Source organism: Paraclostridium benzoelyticum (genome assembly GCF_001006285.1).
Taxonomy (GTDB): domain Bacteria; phylum Bacillota; class Clostridia; order Peptostreptococcales; family Peptostreptococcaceae; genus Paraclostridium; species Paraclostridium benzoelyticum.
This window is the reverse complement of record NZ_LBBT01000209.1, coordinates 1-4517: the sequence shown is the minus strand read 5'-3', so window position 1 is coordinate 4517 and position 4517 is coordinate 1. Positions and strand designations below refer to the sequence as shown.

Sequence of the window (4517 nt, the reverse complement as noted above, 5' to 3'; positions counted from 1 at the left end):
AAAATTAAAGTTATTACTTTAACAAAATATAATATGAAAATTGGTGAATATAAAATAAAAAGGAGATTTTGAAAATGTCTAAAAAAGTTATAATAGTTGGTGGAGTTGCAGGTGGAGCATCTACAGCCGCAAGACTTAGAAGATTAGAGGAAAACGTTGAGATAATTATGTTTGAAAAAGGTGAATATATATCTTTTGCAAACTGTGGACTTCCATATTATATAGGAGAGGTTATAACTGAAAGAGAGAAACTTATAGTTCAAACTGTTGAAGCTATGAGTGATAAATTTAATATGGATATAAGAAATTTAAGCGAAGTAATTAAAATAGATAAGGAAAATAAAAAAGTAACTATAAAAAATCATAAAACAGGAGAAGTATATGATGAAAGTTATGATGTATTGGTTTTATCTCCAGGTGCAAGTCCTATAAAGCCTCCTATACCTGGAATAAAGGATTGTAATAATTTATTTACATTAAGAAATATACCTGATACAGACAAAATAAAGGCTTATGTAGATAAAGATACTACTAAAAAAGCTGTTGTAATAGGTGGAGGATTTATCGGTATAGAAATGGCTGAAAACTTGGTTGAAAGAGGTATAGATGTAACTCTAGTTGAAGCTAGTTCTCAAGTTATGGCTCCCCTTGATGTAGAAATGGTAAGCACTATACACGAACACTTAATAGATAATGGTATAAATTTAATTTTAGATGACGGAGTAAAAGAATTTAAAAACAACGGTAAGACAGTAGCGTTAAATAGTGGTAGAGAAATAGAGACAGATTTGATAATTTTATCTATAGGAGTTAGACCTGAAACATCAATAGCTAAAGATGCAGGATTAAAACTAAATGAAAGAGGAGCTATAGTTGTTGATGAATATATGAAAACTTCAGATGATAATATATATGCATTAGGTGACGCTGTAGAAATTATAGATTTTGTAAACAAAAAACCTACAATGATACCATTAGCATGGCCAGCTAACAGACAGGGAAGATTAGTTGCTGATAATATATGTGGGAAGAATATTAAGTATAAAGGAACATTAGGATCGTCTGTAGCAAAGATATTTGATTACACAGTAGCTACAACTGGAAATAATGAAAAAATATTAAAGAGACTGGGAATAGACTATGAAGTTGTGCATATTCACCCAAACTCAAGTGCTGGATATTACCCAGGCGCATTTCCTATAGCTTATAAAATGATATTTGACAAAAAAACAGGTAAAATATATGGAGCACAAGGTGTGGGTATCGAAGGTGTAGAAAAACGTATAGACGTATTAGCTACTGCAATAAAGGCTAATTTAACTGTATTTGACTTACAGGATGTGGAGACATGTTATGCACCTCCATATAATTCAGCTAAAGATCCTGTTAATATGCTAGGATACTATGCATCTAATATAATAGAAGGTGATGTAGAGACTATACAGTATCATGAAGTTGACGAAGTTTTAGATAGAGGAGATATAGTTTTAGATGTAAGGGATGAATTCGAATTAGCAACAGGTATGATTGAAGGGTCTGTTAATATACCTCTTGGGTCATTAAGAAAAAGAATAGATGAGTTACCAAAGGATAAAAATATTTATGTTACTTGCCAAGTTGGATTAAGAGGTTATATTGCTTGTAGAATATTAACGCAAAGAGGATATAAATGTTTTAATATAGATGGTGGAATAAAAACTTATACAGCTGTTAAAAGAGCTAAAAAATCTATTGAAAATCAAAGTCAGAATGTAAATTCAACTTTAAAAACAAAAATTAAAAATGAAGAGGGTTCAGAAATGAATGAAAATATAAAAGCAAATATTGTATTAGATGCTTGTGGACTTCAATGCCCAGGGCCAATAAGAAGAGTTTTTGAAGAAGTTTCAAAGATGGAAAGTGGAGATATAATAGAAGTAAAAGCAAGTGATGTTGCTTTTAGCAAAGATATAAAAGCATGGTGTGAAACAACAGGAAATTCATTATTAAAAGCTGAATTTAATAAAGATAAAAAAGCTTATGTGGCTTATATACAAAAAGGAGAAAATCCTGTTAATGCAAAAGCTTCATGTTCTTTAACTAATCAAGTTGGAAAAGATGGGGCAACAATGGTAGTATTTAGTGGAGATTTAGATAAGGCTATAGCATCATTTATAATAGCTACAGGTGCAGCATCAATGGGTAAAGAAGTTACTATGTTTTTCACATTCTGGGGACTTAATGTATTAAAGAGAAAAGAAAAAGTAAAAGTTCAAAAAGATACTATGGAAAAAATGTTTGATATGATGTTACCAAGCAACACAAATAAACTTCCTTTATCAAAGATGAATATGGGCGGAATGGGGCCAAAAATGATAAATGAAATAATGAAAAAGCATAATGTTGATGATATCGACACATTAATAAATAATGCTATAAATATGGGTGTTAAACTGGTTGCTTGTTCTATGAGTATGGATTTAATGGGAATTAAGAAAGAGGAACTTATAGATGGCGTAGATTTAGGTGGAGTTGCAGCATACTTAGGAGCAGCTGAAGATTCTGGATTAAACTTATTTATATAATTTAATAATAATAAAAAGGGAGTAATTAAAATTACTCCCTTTAATTTTGTTATTTAATATTTTAAATTTACAAACTATGTATTTAAGTTATATTAAGCAGTGTAAATTTATATAATTTATTAGATTATATAAAAAGAGAGATGTGGTTAAATGAATTATTTAAGTTACTTAAATATTAAGAATTTCAGAGGCGTAAAAGACTTAGAATTAGAAGATTTGCTTACAATAAATATAATTGTTGGGGATAACAACAGTGGCAAAACTTCTATTTTAGAAGCTATATCACTGTTAGAGAATCCAGATAGTGTAAGGAATATGTTAGTCAATGCAGCTAAAAGAGATAGTAATAATATATCAAAATTTGAACTCTTTTTAGAAATGTTTCCTAAAGGACAAAATGAAAATAGAAGTATTCACATTGACTCAATTATAAATCAATGCGAACATGAATTTAAAATACAAGGGAATTTAAGTGATGTAATTGATTTTAATGATATGGAGAGAAATTTTGAAAGTAAGGTTTTTGAAGGAGTTGTAAGTCTTAAACAAAATAACCAACAATTAGTTAACAAAGAAATATATATTCAAGAAAACAAACAGTTAAGATTTAGTGGAAGTTATAAAACTATAAAAATGGTATATATAACACCATATGATCACTTTAGGGAGAACTCATTAAACACAACTATAGAAATTATAAAAGATGGGGACAAAGATAAAATTATTGAATTACTTAGAAAGTTTGATGAAAACATAATAGGCTTTGAAGTCTTGCCAAATGAGAAAATGAATACTTCATCAATATACGTGAATCATAAAAAATTTAAGCTTATGCCATTGTCTAGTTTTGGAGATGGGGTAAAAAAAGTAATTACACTAGCATCTGCTATAATTAGTTCAAAGGGTGGAATATTACTAATAGACGAGATAGAAACAGCTATATACAAAGATATGATAAAAGAAGTTTTTAATTGGTTCGTAAAAGCATGTATAGAATATAAAGTTCAGCTTATTTGTACTACTCATAGTTTAGAAGTCATTGATTCAATGATTGATGGAATAGAAAATAAGATAGATGATTTAGCTTGTTTTAGAATAGAATCGGTAAATGATTATGCGTACACAACTAGATTTTCAGGTAGTAAACTAAAAGATATAAGAACTATATTAGGTCAGGATGTGAGATGATGAAAAATATTTTATTTTTCGTAGAAGGAGTTCATGATGCTAACTGTGTAGCTAAGATTCTAGATCTGAATGGTTTTAAAGAAATTAGAAGTATAGATAATCTACCTGAAATCTGGAAAAGAAAAATTCCAAGAACATACCCTTTTGTTAAAGATAGAATTGAAAGATATGTACCGATACCATCATATTTTACAAATCAGAAAGTTATAATTGTAATTATTTGTACAAATGGAGAAGGAAGACTTATAAAAGAAATTGATTTATATATTAGTAATATGAGTAAATCTGAGTTAAATCAGATAAAGAGTATATGTGCAATTTTTGATGCAGACCAAAAGATAGCTAAAGAAACGTTTAATGAAAAATTTAAATATAAGAAAAAAGACATGATTATATGTAAACAAGATTTTTTAGATGAAGAAATAAATATAAAAGGAGAAAAAATTAATTTATACAATTATTTTTTTCCTGACAATTATAGGGAAGGTACATTAGAAAACTTATTACTAGATGGTGCTGGTATAGTTTACAAAGATCTTATAGAACAAGTAAATGATTATATTGGAAATATAGATGAAAGACATAAATATAATTGGAGTATTTCTAGTGAAAATAAAGTAAGGGTAGGATGTATAGCTAATGTTTTTCAGCCAGGGAGCGCAAATCAAAGTTCAATAAGACGTGATGACTGGATAAGTGAAGAAAGTATTAAACATAGTAAAGATATTAAAAAATTTTATGAATTTATTGTGAATATAATAAATT

At 28.4% G+C, this 4517-nt stretch carries 3 protein-coding genes; all 3 read left to right on the top strand.

Annotated elements, in window-relative coordinates; all coding sequences use genetic code 11:
* Positions 1-74 precede the first annotated feature (74 nt).
* Positions 75-2564, top strand: coding sequence for a CoA-disulfide reductase (cdr, locus tag VN21_RS09880; protein WP_046823116.1), 2490 nt, complete (start codon positions 75-77; stop codon positions 2562-2564).
* Positions 2565-2714: 150 nt separating this feature from the next.
* On the top strand, positions 2715-3752 hold the full coding sequence (locus VN21_RS17890; protein ID WP_052952035.1) for an AAA family ATPase: 1038 nt from the start codon (positions 2715-2717) through the stop codon (positions 3750-3752).
* A partial coding sequence (locus tag VN21_RS09870; RefSeq protein ID WP_046823115.1) for a DUF3226 domain-containing protein occupies positions 3752-4517 on the top strand: 766 nt, incomplete at its 3' end. The genes VN21_RS17890 and VN21_RS09870, both read left to right, overlap by 1 nt.